The 17,056-nt window shown below is 72.9% G+C and carries 18 protein-coding genes; 12 read left to right on the top strand and 6 right to left on the bottom strand.

All coding sequences use genetic code 11. The features are described from left to right. Positions 1–57: 57 nt before the first annotated feature. Positions 58–333 carry a hypothetical protein gene (locus IE136_RS01180; protein WP_158986693.1) on the bottom strand — a complete coding sequence of 92 codons (276 nt, stop codon included), beginning with the start codon at positions 331–333 and terminating at the stop codon, positions 58–60. Between the two features lie 148 nt (positions 334–481). Between IE136_RS01180 and IE136_RS01175 the strand changes: the two genes are divergently transcribed. Further along, on the top strand, positions 482–841 hold the full coding sequence (locus IE136_RS01175) for an arsenate reductase family protein (protein ID WP_189599180.1): 360 nt from the start codon (positions 482–484) through the stop codon (positions 839–841). Here IE136_RS01175 and IE136_RS01170 read toward each other — a convergent pair. Next, positions 833–1,684, bottom strand: a complete 852-nt coding sequence (locus tag IE136_RS01170) for an alpha/beta fold hydrolase (RefSeq protein ID WP_158994197.1) — start codon at positions 1,682–1,684, stop codon at positions 833–835. The genes IE136_RS01175 and IE136_RS01170 overlap by 9 nt on opposite strands. A gap of 127 nt (positions 1,685–1,811) precedes the next feature. Between IE136_RS01170 and IE136_RS01165 the strand changes: the two genes are divergently transcribed. From IE136_RS01165 to IE136_RS01150, 4 genes are all read left to right on the top strand, one after another. Next, positions 1,812–2,249: a MarR family transcriptional regulator gene (locus IE136_RS01165; RefSeq protein ID WP_189599332.1), complete on the top strand. Its 438-nt coding sequence runs from the start codon at positions 1,812–1,814 to the stop codon at positions 2,247–2,249. Between the two features lie 3 nt (positions 2,250–2,252). Beyond that, a complete protein-coding gene (locus IE136_RS01160; RefSeq protein WP_189599350.1) occupies positions 2,253–2,543 on the top strand; it encodes a hypothetical protein in 291 nt (96 codons plus the stop codon). Continuing rightward, positions 2,540–3,991 (top strand): MocR-like pyridoxine biosynthesis transcription factor PdxR, encoded by a 1,452-nt coding sequence (gene pdxR / locus IE136_RS01155; RefSeq protein WP_229818588.1) that lies wholly within the window; start codon positions 2,540–2,542, stop codon positions 3,989–3,991. The genes IE136_RS01160 and pdxR overlap by 4 nt, the downstream gene beginning before the upstream one ends. Positions 3,992–4,056: 65 nt before the next feature. Further along, positions 4,057–4,749: an SCO2207 family protein gene (locus IE136_RS01150; RefSeq protein WP_189599179.1), complete on the top strand. Its 693-nt coding sequence runs from the start codon at positions 4,057–4,059 to the stop codon at positions 4,747–4,749. A gap of 16 nt (positions 4,750–4,765) precedes the next feature. Here IE136_RS01150 and IE136_RS01145 read toward each other — a convergent pair whose 3' ends face one another. Next, entirely contained in the window at positions 4,766–5,698 is a 933-nt protein-coding gene (locus IE136_RS01145; RefSeq protein ID WP_158986703.1) for a Gfo/Idh/MocA family protein, read from the bottom strand. A 240-nt stretch (positions 5,699–5,938) separates the two neighbouring features. Between IE136_RS01145 and IE136_RS01140 the strand changes: the two genes are divergently transcribed. The 4 genes from IE136_RS01140 (at position 5,939) to IE136_RS01125 (ending at position 10,592) form a co-directional block, all read left to right on the top strand. Next, a complete protein-coding gene (locus IE136_RS01140; protein ID WP_158986705.1) occupies positions 5,939–7,375 on the top strand; it encodes a hypothetical protein in 1,437 nt (478 codons plus the stop codon). After that, positions 7,372–8,529, top strand: a complete 1,158-nt coding sequence (locus IE136_RS01135) for an ARPP-2 domain-containing protein (protein WP_158986706.1) — start codon at positions 7,372–7,374, stop codon at positions 8,527–8,529. Before IE136_RS01140 ends, IE136_RS01135 begins: the two co-directional genes overlap by 4 nt. Positions 8,530–8,663: 134 nt before the next feature. Further along, complete coding sequence (glnII, locus tag IE136_RS01130; protein ID WP_189599178.1) at positions 8,664–9,695, top strand: glutamine synthetase; 1,032 nt, start codon at positions 8,664–8,666, stop codon at positions 9,693–9,695. A 351-nt stretch (positions 9,696–10,046) separates the two neighbouring features. Continuing rightward, positions 10,047–10,592, top strand: a complete 546-nt coding sequence (locus tag IE136_RS01125; protein WP_158986710.1) for a winged helix-turn-helix domain-containing protein — start codon at positions 10,047–10,049, stop codon at positions 10,590–10,592. Here the strand turns inward: IE136_RS01125 and IE136_RS01120 are convergent, their stop codons facing one another. Next, positions 10,593–12,065: a PepSY-associated TM helix domain-containing protein gene (locus tag IE136_RS01120; RefSeq protein ID WP_189599177.1), complete on the bottom strand. Its 1,473-nt coding sequence runs from the start codon at positions 12,063–12,065 to the stop codon at positions 10,593–10,595. A gap of 47 nt (positions 12,066–12,112) precedes the next feature. Next, the gene (locus IE136_RS01115) at positions 12,113–12,748 is read right to left on the bottom strand and encodes a hypothetical protein (RefSeq protein WP_229818587.1); all 636 of its coding nucleotides are present in this window, start codon (positions 12,746–12,748) and stop codon (positions 12,113–12,115) included. A 215-nt stretch (positions 12,749–12,963) separates the two neighbouring features. On the opposite strand from IE136_RS01115, the gene IE136_RS01110 reads away from it, so the two are divergent. Then, entirely contained in the window at positions 12,964–13,959 is a 996-nt protein-coding gene (locus IE136_RS01110) for an NAD-dependent epimerase/dehydratase family protein (protein ID WP_162467828.1), read from the top strand. Between the two features lie 43 nt (positions 13,960–14,002). Then, entirely contained in the window at positions 14,003–15,493 is a 1,491-nt protein-coding gene (locus tag IE136_RS01105) for a DUF1996 domain-containing protein (protein WP_158986716.1), read from the top strand. Between the two features lie 3 nt (positions 15,494–15,496). Here IE136_RS01105 and IE136_RS01100 read toward each other — a convergent pair whose 3' ends face one another. Further along, positions 15,497–15,901, bottom strand: a complete 405-nt coding sequence (locus IE136_RS01100; RefSeq protein ID WP_158994203.1) for a hypothetical protein — start codon at positions 15,899–15,901, stop codon at positions 15,497–15,499. Positions 15,902–16,018: 117 nt separating this feature from the next. Here IE136_RS01100 and IE136_RS01095 point away from each other — a divergent pair, with 117 nt between their 5' ends. After that, positions 16,019–16,825: a tyrosine-protein phosphatase gene (locus IE136_RS01095; RefSeq protein ID WP_189599175.1), complete on the top strand. Its 807-nt coding sequence runs from the start codon at positions 16,019–16,021 to the stop codon at positions 16,823–16,825. Positions 16,826–17,056: the final 231 nt, after the last annotated feature.

Below are 17,056 nucleotides of genomic sequence, written 5' to 3'. Positions count from 1 at the left end.
CGCCGCCCCCGGATCACTCCGGGGGCGGCGGCCCTCGTCGTTGTGGATCGGCGACTGTCAGAGGCCGTCGCGGAGGAGGGCGCGGACCATGCGGCAGGTGGTGTCGGAGGGCGGGTGGATGCCGATGCGCTCGGCCGTGGTGCGTATCCGCGCGTTTCGGGCCTTCGCCGGGTCGTGGACGCCCGAGTCGAGCAGGGCGATCGCGAGGCGCATGGCCTTCAGGCGGCGGTTGTGGCTCACGTACCACTCGCGGGGGCGGCCCGCCGGGAGCGGCTTCTTCTTGAGGGGCTTCCAGGGTTCGAGGGACAGCGTCCGGGTCATGGTGACGGCCATGGGCGACCTCCTGGCGAACGGTGGGCGAGGGCCCTCCCCGGGGCCCTCGCCTTCACCCCCCATTTTAGGTGCTCCCACTGACAATCGCCCCTGGCCAGACGGGGTTTGAGGGGTGGTGGAGAAGAGTCCGGGGGGTACCGTGTGACGTATGGAGATCTGGATCAATCCCGCCTGTTCCAAGTGCCGCGGCGCCGTTCGTCTGCTCGACGAGGAGGGCGCCGACTACACCGTGCGCCGCTATCTGGAGGACGTGCCGAGCCCGGACGAGATCCGGGCCGTCCTGGAGCGGCTGGGGCTCGAGCCCTGGGACATCACGCGCACCCAGGAGGCGGACGCCAAGGAGCTGGGGCTGAAGGAGTGGCCTCGGGACGAGGCGAACAGGGACCGGTGGGTGCAGGCGCTCGCCGCCCACCCCAGGCTGATCCAGCGGCCGATCATCACCGCGGACGACGGGACGGCCGTGGTCGCCCGGACCGAGGACGCCGTACGGGACGCCCTGTCACGCTGACCGGCCGGGCGCCAGGAAGTCCGCGACGCGCTCGTACGTCCCCGGCGGGGACGCCACCGGCAGCGTGTGGTGGGTGGCCCCCGGCAGCGTCGCCGTCTCCAGGCGGGAGACGGCCGCCCGTGCCCGGGCCGCCACCCGGGCGATGTCGTGGGCCCGGCTCCGCTCGGCGAGGAGGAGGAGCGTCGGCGGCTTCAGGGAGCCCAGCTCCGCGGCCGAGGGGCGCGGGCCGGTGACCGGGCGAGCGGTCGGGAGGCCGGCGGCGAGGGCGTTCAGTTCGCGCCAGTCGGGGTCGAGCGGCGCGCCGCCGGTCTCCCACTCCAGGAACGAGGTGTTACGGGCGGGGGTCGGGCGCAGCAGGATCGGCAGGGCGCGGAGCAGGTAACGCGGGCTGAAGCCGGTGAAGCAGTTGGTCGGGTCGAGCAGGACGAGCCGGTCCACGCGACCCGGTGACCGCAGCGCGTAGTGGAGGGCGATCCAGGCTCCGTAGGAGTGGCCGGCCAGGGCGGCGGAGGGCAGGGCCAGGGCGGCGAGGAGTTCGTCCAGCCAGGCGACGAGGTCCTCGACCGTACGGAGAGGGCGCGCGGGGTCCGGGACGCTGCGGCCCGGGTCGCCGATCAGGTCGACGGCGTGGACGCGATGGGCCCCGCCGAGCGCGGCGGCCGCGCCGTACCAGCCGGTGGAGGTGGCGCCGCCGCCGGGCAGGAGGAGGAGCGGCGGGGCGGTCCGGGGGCCGTGGCTGATGACATGGGTCGTGCCGTGCGCCGTCTCGACCTCCGAAGTGGTGCTTCCTTCGGGCCACTTGGCGAGGACCGTGTCGTAGGTGGCGAGGAAGCTCTCGGACATGGCGCAGACCTCTCGCTGGGCGATAATCTTGCTGAGCGAGATAATAACGGGGAGAGGAAGCGTCATGACAGATTCCGCACATCCTGGGGACTCCGCGGAGGCAGGGCATTCGGCGGAGGCGGCCCGGATGCAGATCTTTCATCTGCTGCGGGCAGTCACCGTCGCCTACGGCCTGCGGCAGACCGAGTTCGCCACCCGCAACGGCATGCACACCACGGACGTCCGCGCCCTGATCTGCCTGCTCGACGCCGAGCGCGCCGGCGTGGACGCCACGGCCGGCCGGCTCGGCGCCTCGCTCGGCCTCAACTCGGCCGGTACGACGGCCGTCATCGACCGGCTCGAGCGGCTCGGTCTGCTCGCTCGCGTCCAGGACGCGCGCGACCGGCGGCGCGTGCTGCTGCGGGTCGAGGACCGGGCCAGGGAGCTGGGCCGGGCCTCCTTCGGACCGCTGATCGACGGAACGGTCGCACTCCTCGCCGACTTCGACGAGCACGAGGTCGACGCCGTGAGCCGGTTCCTCTCGGGAGTAAGAGACATCATGGAAGCCGACGGGGCGCGGAGCTGAGACATGGTCGCCTTCCACTCCTCCGTGCTGGACGGAGCCGCCGCCGACCCGGCCCTCCGCACACCACTGCTTCTGCGGCTGATCGCCTTCGAGGGTCGCGGCGACGGCCCGCCCTTCCAGGCGCTCCGCCGGGAACTCGCCGAGAACCCGTCCCTGCCCGCCGACCTCGTGGCCCGGCTCCTGGAGGACCTCGCCGTGCCCGGGCCGGTCTCGAGCGCGGGCGCGGGCGCCGATCCGGCCGTTCCCCCCGGTGGGATGACCGTGGCCATGGATGAGGCCGGGGTGCCCGCGTGAGAGAAGAAGGCGGGGTCGATGAGGGCCCGGGGGTCGATCTGCATCTGGAGCTCACGGGGCCGGGGAGCAGGCGGGCGGTGCTCATCGGGGCGTTGCGGGAAGCGGTACGGAGCGGGCGGCTGGCCCCCGGGACGCGGCTGCCGCCCTACCGGTCGCTCGCCGCCGATCTGGGGGTCGCCCGCAACACCGTCGCCGACGCGTACGGGGAGCTGGTCGCGGAGGGATGGCTGACCTCCCGTCAGGGGTCGGGGACGCGCGTGGCCTCCCGCCCGACGGCCACGGAGGCGGGCACCGGCACGGAGACCGATACGGGGGTGGAGGGTGCCGGTCCGGCGGGGTCCGCGTCCCTCCCGTACGACCTCGTCCAGGGGAAGCCGGACCCCGCCGCCTTCCCCCGTACAGCCTGGCTGGCCTCGGCGCGGCGGGCGTTGACGGCGGCGCCGCACGAGGTGTTCGGGATCGGTGCCCCCCGGGGAAGGGTCGAACTCCGGCGGGAGCTCGCCGCGTACCTGGCCCGGGTGCGGGGGGTGCGGACGCGTCCGGACCGGATCGTGATCTGCTCCGGCGCGGCCCATGCCCTGCGGCTCCTCACCCGCGTCCTGCCCGGCCCCTGGGCGATGGAGGCGTACGGACTCCCCTTCCACCGCGCGCTCCTCGGCGAGGCCGGGATCGGTACGCTGCCGGTGGCCGTCGACGAGGACGGCGCCCGGGTCGACCGGCTCCCCGGCGAGGCGAGAGCGGTCCTGCTGACGCCCGCGCACCAGTTCCCGACCGGCGGGCCGCTGCACCCCGAGCGGCGCGCGGCCGTCGCCGCGTGGGCGGCGGCGACGGGTGGCTTCGTGCTGGAGGACGACTACGACGGGGAGTTCCGCTACGACCGCCGACCGGTGGGCGCGCTCCAGGGCCTCGGCCCCGAGCGTACGGTCCTGATCGGCTCGGTCAGCAAGAGCCTCTCCCCCACCCTCCGGATCGGCTGGATGGTGCTGCCGGCCGCGCTGGTGGACGGTGTCGTGGCGGCGAAGGGCGAGCGCGAACCGTATTCCTCCGCCACCGAGCAGCTCACGCTCGCGGACCTCCTCGCCTCGGGCGCGTACGACCGGCACGTCCGGCGGATGCGGCAACGCCACCGCCGGCGCCGCGACCGGCTGGTGGAGGTGCTCGCCGCCCGCGTGCCGGAGGTCGGGGTGACGGGGATCGCGGCCGGGCTGCACGCCGTCGTGGACCTGCCCGCCGGGACTGAGGACGCGGCGGTCGCGGCGGCTGCGCGGCACGGGGTCGCCGTGGAGGGGCTGAGCGGGTACCGGCATCCGGACCACGGCTCTGCCGGGGCCGTACCGCAGGACGGGCTGGTCGTCGGGTACGCGACGCCTTCCGAGCGGCTGTACGAGGGCGCGCTGGACGCGCTGTGCTCCGCCCTGCGTTCTGTTCTGCGTTCCGCCCCGCGTTGAGACGAACGAGCGCGCCGCTCGTATCTGACGTCACAGGAACCGACAGGAAACGAACGGAGCCTCACGTGTCACGCAGCAGAACACTCAGCCGGAAGAAGAAGATCGCGCTGATGGCCGGTGCCCTCGTGCTCGCCGGGGGAACGGCGGTGGTGCTGGCCGGTACGAGTCAGGCGTCCGTGGCCTGCGACGGCCTCGCCACCGCGCTCGCGAACAACGAGAGGTTCATCGCGGACCAGCGCGCCGATCCCGACGCCCTCTCGCAGGCCCGGATCGCCAACAGGGAGGCGGTGATCGCCGAGATCCGGCGCAAACAGGCGGCCTCGGGGTGCGAAGGTGAGGCCGGTGCGGACGTCGAGGCCGGTGACGGGGCCGACACCGATGCAGAAACCGGGGCCGTGGCCGGAGGTGAAGCCGGCGGGGTGACGGTGACACCGTCCCCGTCGGCACCGCCGGCCGCGCCGCCCGAGCAGGCCGCGCCTCCCGCCGCCGAACAGGGCGCCGAACAGGGCGCCGACGTCGTGTGCGCCGGTTCGACCGTCACCCTCTCCGGCGAGGCCGGCGCCCCTGCTGCCTCCAGCAACCAGTTCCCGCTCGGCACTCTCCTGAAGGTGACCAACCTGGACAACGCCAAGTCGACCACCGTAGAGGTCACGTCCGTCTCCGGCAGCTGCGCGCTGCTCAACAACGCGGCTTTCGAGGAGGTCCGTGAACCCGGGAAGTTCCTGATCCGGAAGGCCCGGATCGAGCGCGTCGGCTGAGCCCGGCGGTCCGCCGTCAGGCGGCGGGTTCCGAAGGTCCCGTTGGACCCGCCGCCTGCTCCGCCTCCGCCTCCGTGAGGATCTCCGTCAGCCGCGCCCCGAACCGGGCGTCGCACCCGTGCGGCACCCCCGTCCGCGCCGCCTCCAGGAGCGCGTCCACCGCCCCTCCGAACGCCCCCACCGCACCGTCCCACGCCGGCATCGCCGCCCGCCCCCGCTCTCCGAACAGGGTCAGTGCCGCCTCCGCCGCCTCGGGTGGGGCGCTGAGCGTCAGCGTCGCCGTGCTGCTCGCCCCCGAGGCGTGCCGCAGGACCAGATGACGGGTGTCTCCCGGCCCGTCCACGGACGTCACCTCCGTGACGTCGCCGAGGATCGGAAGGTAGACCGAGAGCACGTGCGGGCCGACGTCCCACAGGCCGCCCTTGTCGCGGCGCCACGGCGAGGCCGCGTACGCGCTCGTCGAGCCGGGAGCGAACAGCGAGCCCAGCCAGTGCGCCTCGCCCAGGAACCAGCCGCCGGCCGCCGCCTGCTCCTCGATCCAGCCCGCGGTCGGCTCCGCGAAGCGCAGCGTGCAGAAGACGACGGACGCGACCCCGGCCAGCTCGGCCGCGTCGGCCACCTCCCGGGCGGCCGCGACGGTCGTGGCCACCGGCTTGTCCAGGAGCAGGTGACAGCCCGCGGCCGCCGCCCGGACCGCGAGCGGGGCCTGGACGTCCGGGGGCAGGGCGAAGGCGACGGCGTCGCACGCCTCGAAGAGCGCGTCCACGTCGTCGTACGCGGTCGTGCCGCACCCGGCGGCGAGTTCGGCCGCCGCCTCCGGGCGCCTGCCCCACACCCCGACGAACTCGACGCCGTCGTGCGCGGCGAGGGCGGGCGCATGGGTGCGCGCGGCCCAGGGGCCGGTGCCGAGGAGGCCGATACGGGGCTTCGCGCCCGAGAGCTTCGTCATGCCCCCAGTCTGCCGGTCCCCACCGACACACCGGCCCCGGCCTCGCCGGCCTCCCCTCCTCCCCGGGCCGTACACCCGGGCCGGTAAATGCGTGGGGGCCCCGCTCCCACGGGTGTTACGTTTCCCCGGCCGGCCGCGGGACTCCGGTGCGACTTCCGGGACCTGCCTGTAAAGCAACGTTTTCGCTGTTCGCGCCCCCATTCCCCGGCCGGCACCCGAGCCACCGCGAGGGGGGACCCCATGCCGGAGACGTACGCCGACCTCATCGCCGCCGAGGACGTCCTCCTCTTCGTCAACGCGGCCGTCACCGCCACCGGTCAGCGCGAGTTCCGCTCCTCGGCCGGTGAGCAGCGGCTCTCCCTCGCCTTCCTCCACGAGTACGTCCGGGTCAACTACCGCCCGGTGTACGCCGCCGCGCTCGCCCTCGACATCAACGACCACAACGCCGTGACGATCGTCGAGCAGCTGCTGCGCACCGCCGACGAGGCCGACGGTCCGACCGGGAAGCGGGCCGAGGGACGGCTGATCGCCGCCCGGCTCGCGCTGCTGCCGCCGCAGCGGGTCTACCGGCTGTTCCGCGCCCTGCGGGCCGCCAAGGTCAACAACCGCCGCACGCGCGCGATCGTGCGCGACTGGCTGGCCGGCCGTGCCGCGAGCGGCGGCCTGGCGCACGACGCCGTGAAGTACCGGTCCGGTCTGAAGACCGCCGCCCGCCATGTCCACCGGCGCTTCCCCGGCGACGAGTCGGGCGACTTCCTGTTCGCGCCCGGCCGCCGGGTCCGCTACGAGCACGCCGCCCTGGACGCGTACCGGCGCGCCCACTACGAGCAGGGGGCGCTGTACGAGCTGCCGTTCACCGTGGCCGAGGGCTTCGCCGCGAAGCACGGCGTACCGCGGGCGGTCTTCCTGGAACGGATCGCACCCCGGATGACCCGCCTGGAGCGGCTCCGCACGCAGCGGTCGGGGCCCGCCACCGATCTGGCCGCCATGCCCCTGACCCGGCTCGCGCTCTTCGTCCTCTCCCTCCCCTTCGGGGAGCGGGCGGCGCGCCGCGCCGAGCTGACGGGGGCCCTGCGGGCGGCCGCAGGGCGGGTGGCGGGGCCGTACGCCGGGACGTGGGGCCGGGTCGCCGCCGTCCTCGACGACAGTCACTCCTCCTCCGGTTCGGCCGTGAAGCGGCGCCGTCCGCTGGCCGTCGCCCTCGGCTGCCACTTCCTGCTGGAGGCCCTCGCGGCACCGGGCGCGTACTCGGCGCACTGGACCTCGGGCACCTCCGGCGGGTTCGATCCGCTTCTCGTACGGCCGTGGGGGCCGACCCCGCTCGGTACGCGGATCCTCGACGCCCTGGAGGCGGCGCCGGACCGTCTGGTGATCGTCTCGGACGGGTGGGACAACGCGCCTCCGGGGCTGGCCGGCGAGGTGCTGCGGGTGTGGCGGACGCGGCTCGACCCGGAGCGGCGGACGAGCGTGGTGCATGTGAACCCCGTATACGACACCGCCGGTTTCGATGTGCGCCGGCTCGCGCCGAGTGTGCCGACGGCCGGGATCCGGGACGCGGAGGACCTGGCGGCGCTGGTGGAGATCGCCCAGTTCGCCGAGGGGCGGACGGGGTTCGCGGAGCTGCGGGCGTATCTGGACCGGCGGGTGGAGCTGTTTCTGAAGGGGGCGCCGCGATGACCCGGATCGATCTGACCGGTCTGGAGGTCCGGCCGGCTCAGGTGTGGGGCGGCGTCCGGCTCGTGCCGCTCGTCCGGGCCGTGCCGGTGGAGGGGCTGCGGCTCCACCGTGAGGTGTACGGGGGTCACGGGGACGGTGGATCGGTCGACCTGGGGGACCGTACGACCTACACCTCATACGTCCCGCACGGCTTCGTCGCGGACTGGTCGGGCGGCGGCGCCGAGGCGGCGGCGTACGGCACCCGCCTCGGTGGCGACCCTCCGACGGTGCCGGTCCGCCACCATCACCGCCTCGCCAAGCGCCGGCGCGGGGACGGCCGGTCGGAGAAGCGGCTCCGTTTCCTCCCTCTCCATATCGCCCTGGAGGGGTACCTGGCCCTCCACTTCGGCGGTCCGTCCGTCATCTGGGAAGAGTGGTCCCAGCAGGCGGTACGCCGGGGTCTGTCGCCGCGCGCCGAGGCGGCGTACGCGGGATGGTCGGTGCCCGGGCTCGCCGAGGCGCTGCGGATCTTCGAGATCCACCCGGGCCAGTGCGGTCTGATGCTGTACGTGGCCGACTCTCTGGCCGCGGCCTTCGTCGTGCCGCACCCGGACGACTACCGCGTCCTGCACCCGACGCTGATCGAGGACCTGTACGGAGACCTGGTGCACCAGTACGCGTTCTACGGCGCCCCGGTGCCGGAGTTCAGGGCCCGCATCCGGGACACCGGCCGCATCCGCACCCTCGCCGACCTGCGCGCGGCGGCGCGGGCACAGGAGCGCTCGTGGGCGGAGTCACACGGGACGCTGATGGCGCGGGACCTGCTGGAGACGCCCTACGCCTTCGAGCGGGTGTACCGGATGGATTCGTATGATCTGCACCGTTTGCTCCCTCCCTTCCGGCGGACCGGTGAGGAGCAGCACATCGGCGAGCTGATCACCGACCACAAGGGCCGGACGCTGTATCTGAAGACCTTCCGCCTCTCCGAGAACCAGATCCGGCGGGGTCATCTGCTGCGCCGGCTCGCGGACTGCGACTGGCACCTGGGCCGCACGGCCGAGGCGCTGGGGACGACGTACGCCGAGCTCGTACGGCGTGTCGAGGGAGCGGGCTTCTCTTCGCTGCTGAACTGGCACGTCGTCGCACAGCGGATCCGGGAAACACAAGAAAGCTGAGTAACACGGGGTTCACAAACGGGCAACGGACGGGAAATCCCGTGTTGCGAAGCTGCGCGCAGACACAGAACGCAGCTCTCGCAGCGTCGCGAGCCGCAGCAAACCCCGCAGCAGCACGCCAAAGGATGAGGCCCGTGACCTTCAAGGCTGAGTACATCTGGATCGACGGCACCGAGCCGACCGCGAAGCTTCGCTCGAAGACGAAGATTCTGCCGGGTTCGGGCGCCACCCTCGCCGAGCTGCCGATCTGGGGCTTCGACGGATCCAGCACGAACCAGGCCAAGGGCCACGCCTCGGACCGTGTCCTCAAGCCGGTCTTCGTCTGTCCCGACCCGATCCGCGGCGGCGACGACATCCTGGTGATGTGCGAGGTCCTGAACACGGACATGACGCCGCACGAGTCGAACACGCGCGCCGCACTGGCCGAGGTCTACGCGAAGTACGCCGCGCAGGAGCCGATCTTCGGCATCGAGCAGGAGTACACGTTCTTCGACGGCGAGCGTCCGCTCGGCTTCCCGGTCGGCGGCTTCCCGGCCCCGCAGGGCGGCTACTACTGCGGTGTCGGCGCCGACGAGATCTTCGGCCGTGACGTCGTCGAGGCGCACCTGGAGAACTGCCTGAAGGCGGGCCTGGGCATCTCCGGCATCAACGCCGAGGTCATGCCGGGCCAGTGGGAGTTCCAGGTCGGCCCGCTGGCGCCGCTGGAGGTCGCGGACCAGCTGTGGGTGGCGCGCTGGCTGCTCTACCGCACGGCGGAGGACTTCAAGGTCTCGGCAACGCTGGACCCGAAGCCGGTGAAGGGCGACTGGAACGGCGCGGGCGCGCACACCAACTTCTCCACGAAGGCGATGCGCGAGGGCTACGACGCGATCATCACCGCGTGCGAGTCCCTGGGCGAGGGCTCGAAGCCGCTCGACCACGTGAAGAACTACGGCGCCGGCATCGACGACCGCCTGACCGGTCTGCACGAGACCGCCCCGTGGGACGAGTACTCCTACGGCGTCTCGGACCGCGGCGCCTCGGTCCGTATCCCGTGGCAGGTCGAGCAGGACCGGAAGGGCTACATCGAGGACCGTCGCCCGAACGCGAACGTGGACCCGTACGTGGTGACGCGTCTGCTGGTCGACACCTGCTGCGAGGCCCTGGAGAAGGCCGGTCAGGTCTGATCCGCACCTCCGCACGACGCCTGAGGGGCGCCCACCGTCACGGTGGGCGCCCCTTTCGCCGTACCCGGCAGGGCTTTTGGCCGGGGAGGGGGTCGTCGCAGGGTTTCCCTTCTGGTTCAATAGGGATTATGGCCATCACACAGAACGACAGCGCGACGGGTCGTCATGACCTCGAGCCGTTCTGGCCTTCCCGTCAGCACCACGACTTCGACCGGTGCTGTCGGCGCGTGAGGAACGCGTCGACCCTCTAACGCCCGACCGGACACCGTCCGGTTCCCGTGGCCTTCGGCCGACGCGCACGACGTACGACACCTGTCCGTCCGTTTCTCCGCGCGAAAGAGCTGATCTCCCATGGCCCACACCCAGAGCGCTCCCCTCAGTACGTCCCTCACAGCCGTCCGTCCCGTCCATCCGGGCCGTCACCGGCTCCGTGCCGTCGAGCCGAACGAGGTCGCCGACCTCTCGCGGGTCGCGGAGTTCCTGCCGCCCGGTGCCACCCTGCTGCCCGCGCCGCCGCACGCCCTGCCCGCGCTGCCCGGCCGGCCGCCGATGGTCGGATACCTGGTCCTCGTCCCGGCGGACGAGCAGGCGTCGGCGACGGCGTCTCCGTCCGGGGAGGGGCCGGTCTCCATCGACAGCGCGCAGCGGATCGCGGTGGTGGACGGGCAGCCGATGGACCTGACGTACCTCGAGTTCGAGCTGCTCGCCCATCTCGTCGCCCACCCCCACCGGGTGCACACCCGGGACCAGTTGGTCACGACGGTGTGGGGGTACGGGCATGTCGGCGACGGCCGGACCGTGGACGTCCACGTGGCCCGGCTCCGCCGCAAGCTGGGCGTCGAGCACCGCCACACGATCCAGACCGTGCGGCGGGTCGGCTACAAGTACACGCCTTGATCAGGACGTTCGGGTGAGGTCCCGGTTCTGATCCCGGTCCCGGGACCTCGTCCTCGTCACGAGGCCGGCCGCGAGGTCGACCAGCAGGAAGACCAGCAGGCTCAGGCCCAGCAGGGGTACGAACCAGGCCACCAGAGCCGTGGCCGCGAGGAGCGGCAGCAGCATCGTCGGCGGGATCTTCCGCCAGGCCCCGCGGGCGACGGGGCGGCCGGGGCGGCGCAGCCACCACATCCGGTAGCCCCAGACGATCAGCAGGATGAGGCTGAGCGCGAGGGCGGCGAGCGCCAGCTGGTTGAACAGGCCCAGGAAGACGCCCATGTGTGCGTCGATGCCGAAGCGGGTCAGCTGGGCGAGCAAGGGGTAGTCGGCGAACCGGAGTTCGTCCATGACGGTGCCGTCGGCCGGGTTCACCGCCACCGAGTCCAGGTGCACCGGGAACTGGGTGTCAGTCTCCTTGACGACATAGCCCTTGCCCTCGGAGGGCAGGGCGACGGAGATCCTGCCGTCGACGCCGGCCGCGCGGGCCGCCTCGACCACCTGGTCGATGCCGACGTCCGGGCCGTCTGCGGCCGGGGGCTGGTGGCCGCCGTGGCCGCTGCCGTGGCCCTCGTGGCCGGTGGAGCCGCCGGCCGCCGCGCCTTCGAGCGTGGCGGAGACGGTCGGGGTGGCGCCGCCGAGCCGGCTCCGGACGAGGTCGATGTTCTCGCCTGCGTACCGCGACCAGGTCAGACCGGTCGCGGAGAGCAGCACGAGTCCGGTCACCGCCCACAGGCCGACGGAACCGTGCCAGGACAGCGTGCGGCGGCGGGACTTCGGTCCGCGCTCGGGTACGAAGATCTCGCGGCGGTTCTTCCTGCGGCGGCCGAGCCACAGCAGCAGGCCGCCGAGCGCCACCACCCACAGCCAGCTGGCGGCGAGTTCGCTGTAGTTGCGGCCGAGGTCGCCGAGGTGGAGATCGCGGTGGAGTTCGTCGAGCCAGGTGCGCAGCGGCAGTGCGCCCGAACTGCCGTAGCTGGGCAGCTGCCCCCGTATCCCGGCGGTGTACGGGTCGACGAAGACGGCGAGCGAGGCGCCCTCCGCGACGTCCGGGTCGGCCATCAGGACACGGGTGGTGGCGCCCGGTTCGGAGGAGGGCCAGACGGCGGTGACGGTGCCGTCGGGGTTCGCCTCGGCGGCCGCCTGGATCTGCCGGGAGAGCGGCAGGACCCGGTCTCCGACGGGGACCTCCAGCTCGTGCGCGTACAGGACCTTCTCGGCCTGGAAGGAGAGTGCGTAGAGCAGCCCGCTGACCGCGGCGATCAGCAGGAAGGGGGCGATGAGCACGCCCGCGTAGAAGTGGAGTCTCAGGACGAGGGGGCGCAGGGCGCTCCAGGTCCCGGTCCCGGTGCCGGCCGTTGTGGGGGCGGGGACGGCGGCGTCGGTGCTGGTGGGCGGCTCGGCCGTTTCCGGGCGCGCGGGATCGTCGATGGTCATGACTGTCCTCGGAGTCGGTGTGTCGACAGGGGGAATCGACCCCCGGGTCAGACGTGTGCTCCGAGGGCCGTGGCGCGGGGTACGGACAGCCGGGGCGGGCCGCGCCGGGAGAGGGTGTGCGCGAGGACGACGCCGAGCAGCCGGCGGGTGTGCGGGCGCGGGCGTACGGGGTGCGGGAGTTCGGGCACGCGGACACGGAGGCGGGCGAGGGCGAGCAGCAGGCGCAGCGGGGTGAGGGCGAGGGCGCCGCCGACCACGCGGGCGAGGCCGAAGATCGCGGCCTCGCCGCGCGCCAGCCAGAGGCCGCAGATCAGGGCGGCGAGGAGGTGGGCGGCGAGCATGCCGCCGGAGGTGTGGCCGGTGACCATCTGCATCGCCGGCTCGGTGGCCGCGTGCCCCATGGTGGAGCCTGCCGTGTTCGGCGCCTCCATGGTCGCGCCGCCCATGGAGGCGCCCGCCATGCTCCCGCGCGGCAGGGCGTCGGCGTGGGCCGTGCCATGGCCCGCGCCGGTGTGGTGCGCCCCGCCCGTGGAGAAGATCAGGTGCAGGGCCGCCTGTACGGCGAGGAGGCCGCCGCCGATCGCGTAGGCGCCCCGCCGTCTGCCGCCGGCCAGCCAGGCGAGGCCACCGGTGACGGCGAAGGCGAGGTACAGCGACGGCCGGGGAATGTCGTGCGCAGACATGGACGAATGCCCCACAGCGGCCAGAGTCACGCACACCGCCGCGAAAAGAGCGGCGCGGAGGGCGCGTATCGGGGACCGGGCATCCGTCATCGTGCCGACATGGTGACATCCCGCCACCCGGGGGTGGGAGACCGCCTCCCGTTGTCCTGGTTCCGCCGTTCCTCCCGCAGCGGAAACACTGTGCTCCGTGCCGGACGCGGGTGCACAGTCATGGCATGAGACTTCTGATCTTGGGCGGAACGGAATTCGTGGGGCGGGCCGTCGTCGAGGCGGCGCTGGACAGGGGCTGGGAGGTGACGGTCTTCCACCGCGGCCGCCACGCTCCTCCGGCCGGCGTGGGCTCCTTGACGGGTGACCGTACGACTCCGGACGGGCTCGCCGCCCTCGCCTCCTCCGACGACACCTGGGACGCCGTCCTCGACACCTGGTCGGCGGCGCCCTCGGCGGTGCGGGACGCGGCGCGGCTCCTCGCGGACCGGGTGAAGCGGTACGTCTACGTGTCCAGCCGGTCGGTGTACGCCTGGCCGCCCGCGCCCGGTCTCGACGAGGACGGCCCGCTGGTCGAGGGGGACCCGAACGCCGGTGACGTGCCGTACGCCGAAGCCAAGCGGGGCGGCGAGCTGGCCGCCGTCGAGGCGTTCGGCGCGGAGCGCACCCTGTTCGTCCGCGCGGGCCTGATCATCGGCCCGTACGAGAACGTGGGCCGGCTGCCCTGGTGGCTGGGCCGGATCGCCCGCGGCGGCCCGGTCCTCGCGCCCGGGCCCCGCACGCTGCCGCTGCAGTACATCGACGTCCGTGACCTCGCCGAGTGGACGCTCGACGCGACCGAGGCCGGGCTCCACGGCCCGTACAACCTGGTCTCGCCGCCCGGGCACACGACCACGGGCGAGCTGCTCGACGCCTGTGTGCGCGTGACCGGTGCGGACGCCGAGCTGCGCTGGACGGCAGCGGAGACGATCCTCGCGGCCGGCGTCGAGCCCTGGTCCGACCTGCCGATCTGGATTCCGCCGGGCGAGTCGTACGACGCCATGCACACCGCGGACGTCTCCAAGGCGCTCGCCGCGGGCCTGCGCTGCCGGCCGGTGGAGGAGACGGTCGCGGACACCTGGGCCTGGCTGGAATCGGTCGGCGGGGCCGCGCCGCAGCGTCCCGACCGGCCGCGGCTCGGCCTCTCCCGCGAGCGGGAGGCCGCACTGCTGTCCTCGGAGTGAGCACCGGCTGAACGTCCCGGGCGTCCCTTCCGTATAGAGCCCCATGGGACGCACACGAAAACGTTCGACGCGCGCGAAGCGCGTGGTGGCCGCCTCCGTCGCGCTCGTTCTCGGCGGGGGCGGGCTCATCGCCGTCAATGTCTACGCCTCCGCCGGCGAGGGCCGGCGCGGCAGCGAGGAGTCCGGCGAACGGACCTCCTACTCCACCATCGACTGCCCCGATGTCGCCGAGGAACTGCGCGAGGTGCCGGAAGGCGCCCGGGGGGCGGTGGACCGTGAACTCGCCACGCTGGACAACCAGATCACCGTCGCCTACCAGCGGTTCGCCGAGAACAGGGAGCGCATCGAGCAGGATCCCGCCTTCGCCGAGCAGCAGATCCTGACCCCGCTGGAGAACGAGCGGCTCACCATCCTCCAGCGGATCGCGCTCCTGACGGACCAGCAGTCCTTGGAGGGTCTGGCACCCTGCACCCTGCGCGCGGACGACGACGCCCCCGCCGAGGGTGACGGCGAGGGCGAGGGCGGCGACGGCCAGGAGGACGGCCAGGACGGCGACGGCGAGGACGGCGGTCAGGACGAAGGCCAGGACGGCGGTCAGGAGGGCGAGGGCGGGGACGATCAGGAGGACGGCGAGGGTGCGGCCGGCAACGGGCCCGAGGCCTCCGACTTCGTCGACATCCGCTCCGTACAGCCCAATGTGAAGACACCCCGGCAGCGCTCGGGCGCCTCCCGTGGCACCTTCTCCACCGACTGCGGGCGCAACGAGAACGGCAAGTTCAACCCGGACAACGTGATCGTCGCGCCGGGCGTGAGCAACGGCGCCCACCACATGCACGACTACGTCGGCAACCAGGCCAACGACGCCTTCGCCGGCGACGACGACCTCGCGCGGGGCCGTACCACCTGCCGCAACCAGGGCGACCGGTCCACCTACTACTGGCCCGTCCTGCGGCTCCAGAACGGACAGGACGAGGACGACGCCGAGGCCGACGGCGGCGGGAAGGACCAGAACGTGGGCGAGATCCAGACGCCCGCGCAGGTCACGCTGAACTTCGTCGGCAGCCCGGTCTCCAAGGTGACGGCGATGCCGCGCTTCCTGCGGATCATCACGGGGGACGCCAAGGCGTTCACGAACGGCGACGCCAACGCCAACGCGTCCTGGTCGTGCACCGGTTTCGAGGACCGTCAGCTGAAGGACAAGTATCCGATCTGCCCGGAGGGCAGCAAGGTGGTGCGGACGTTCCGCTTCCAGAGCTGCTGGGACGGGCGGAACATCGACAGTGCCAACCACCGCACCCATGTGGCCTTCGCGGACCCGGCCAGTGGCCGTTGCGGCGACGGTTTCCGTGCCATCCCGCAGCTGGTGCAGCGGATCGTCTACGACGTGCCTCCCGGCCCGGGGTTCGCCGTCGACTCGTTCCCCGAGCAGCTGCACAAGCCGGTCACCGACCACGGCGACTTCATCAACGTCTTCGACCAGCGGCTGATGCAGCGGCTGGTGAGCTGCGTCAACGAGGGGCGCCGCTGCACCTGATCCTCAGTGGTGGCCCGCGGTGTGCGAAGCGTGCGGCTCGGTGGTCTCGATCTGACCACCGAGCCGTTCGCGTACGCGCGCCACCGTCCGGGGGTCGCCCGCCACGGTCCACTTCCGGCCGACGAGGTACGCACCGCCGTAGTCCTTGGCCTCGTTGATCCACTCACGCTGGCCCCGGTCGGTGGCGAACGTCAGGAGGACGTACGCGCCGTCCGGAGTCGCGCACTTCGCCCGGCGCAGTTCCTCCGCGTCCGTCTGGATGTCCGGCTCGCACGCCGCCTTCTCGGCGAGCTGTTCCAGGTTGCCCGTGGCCTCCTCGGGCACCTCGGGCTCCCCGCCCCCACCGCAGCCGGTCACCAGCACCATCGCGGCCAGGAAGGCCGCCGTCGCTGCTCGCCGCGTACGCATCACCATGCGAGCATCCTGCCCTCCCGGGCCCCCGCTCCGTGGCCGAACGCCAGGAGTGGTGGAATCCGATCGATTACGGTTTGGTACGAAAAGGACCGATCCGGAGGAGTCGACGCCATGCCCGCCATTCCCGCCGTCACCGTCGCCAACCTCCGGGACCTGGGCGGCCTGCCCCTGGGTGAGGGACGCAGCGTCCGCCCCGGCCGGGTCTTCCGCTCGGGGCAGCTCGACCGGTTCGACCCGTCCGACGCGGTGGTGGCCGGTCTGGGCATCCGTACCGTCGTCGACTTCCGGACCGAGTCCGAGCGGGCCGAGCGGCCCGACCACCTGCCGGACGGCGGGCGGCTGATCGTCGCCGACGTGCTCGCCGACCAGCTGGCCACGAGCGGCCTGCCGCCCGCCGCCCGGCTGAAGACACTGCTCACCAACCCCGTGCTGGCCGAGCAGGTGCTCGGCGGCGGCCGGGCGCACGAGGCCTTCGCCCGGACGTACCGGGCCTTCGTGTCCACGGACTCCGCCCGCGCCGCCTACCGGGCCTTCCTCACTGAGCTGGGCGATCCGCACACCGGCCCGCTCCTCTTCCACTGCACGGCGGGCAAGGACCGCACCGGCTGGGCGGCGACGATCCTGCTGGCACTGCTCGGAGCGGACGACGACACCGTGATGGCGGAGTACCTGTCGGTCAACACGGCCGTGCGGCAGGCCTTCGCGCCGATGATCGAAGGGTTCACGGCGCAGGGCGGCGACCCGGAGCTGGCGCTGGCGCTGGCGCTGATCGGGGTCGTACCGGCGTACCTGGCGGCGGCGCTGGACGAGGTGGCGGTGCGGCACGGGTCGATGGAGAAGTACGTACGGGAGGGGCTGGGGGTCCCGGACGAGGTGGTGGACGTGCTCCGCGAACGGCTGACGGTGTACGCGGCCTGAGCCGCGCTGTCCGCCGTCCCCGGGAGCCCGGGGTCCGGGGTGACCATCTGATCATTCGCTCGTTCTGCTGAATGTGAGCACCCAGGATCTCGCCCCCTCCCCCGCCGGTCCCGGCCACGGCCCCGGTCCCGTCGACGTCGAGCAGGCCGAGGCCGCGCTCGTCGAGCACTATCCGCGGCTGGTCCGGATCGCGTATCTCGTGCTGCCGCCGTCGCTGGGCCGTAACCGCCG

Origin of the sequence: Streptomyces lateritius (assembly GCF_014649715.1) — a bacterium.
Classification (GTDB): Bacteria; Actinomycetota; Actinomycetes; order Streptomycetales; family Streptomycetaceae; genus Streptomyces; species Streptomyces lateritius.
The sequence above is the reverse complement of the archived record's forward strand: the minus strand, read 5'-3'. Positions and strand labels throughout refer to the sequence as shown.